Here is an 844-nt window from a genome sequence, read left to right as displayed (position 1 = left end):
ATCCCCAGCATCAACACGTTGCCCTTGGATAAAGTCGTCTTGAAGCACGACACCTTCACGGTGCGCCGTTAATGCATATTGTCCAAATGCTTTAATGTCTTTGTTAGAAATACCATTTATTGCTTTTTCAGTTAACCCTAAAGCAATGAGCTTGCCATAGCTCGCATTGTATGTTGTTTCAGCTTGTAATAATCGACTTTCACTCACCGTCTTATTACCCAGCTTTTTTACACGTTGCCATTCGGTTGAAGCGATTAAATAGTCAGCTTGTGCTTGTGCCATTGCTTCACTAAATAATGTAACTAACTTCTGACCTATTTCTACATACTCGCCAAGCGCTGCATGGCGACTGATAATGACTGACTCTGTACGTGGTGATACCACATAACTTTTATAGCCATTAGCTTTTATTTCGCCAGGTGCATATACGGAGCTAAATTGATATTCAGGCTTAACACTTTCCACTTTAATTTTAGCAAGCGACATCTTCTTTGGATCAATAGTGATACCTTCTTCATGTTCTTCTTCTCCCTCTTTATTACCACCTTCATGGCCGTGCTCGTCATGGTCACCTTTATCTTCTTCATGTCCCTTTTCGTGTTCATGCTCATCTTGATGTTCTTTTTCTTCTTGTTTCGAAACGTTTGTGACAGAACCAGTTCCATCTGACGACTGTGCAAAAGCATCATGATTTGTAGTAAACCCAACTAACAGGCAGCTAATTACTACGGCTAAAAATTTTTTACTAATTACTGTATTCATTTTTGTAACCTATATTTTTAATAAATTTAAGATTTCGTTTTTCGCTACTGAAAAAACAAAGCGCTCAAATCTCAAATTTGGA

General features: G+C 38.3%; 1 protein-coding gene. It reads right to left on the bottom strand.

Annotated features, from left to right (window positions below):
* Positions 1-762, bottom strand: a 762-nt coding sequence (locus PSI06_RS21025) for an efflux RND transporter periplasmic adaptor subunit (RefSeq protein WP_273605074.1), incomplete at its 3' end; no start/stop codon positions are given.
* Positions 763-844 lie beyond the last annotated feature (82 nt).

Source organism: Pseudoalteromonas sp. GABNS16E (assembly GCF_028598715.1).
Classification (GTDB): Bacteria; Pseudomonadota; Gammaproteobacteria; order Enterobacterales; family Alteromonadaceae; genus Pseudoalteromonas; species Pseudoalteromonas atlantica.
The sequence above is the reverse complement of the archived record's forward strand: the minus strand, read 5'-3'. Positions and strand labels throughout refer to the sequence as shown.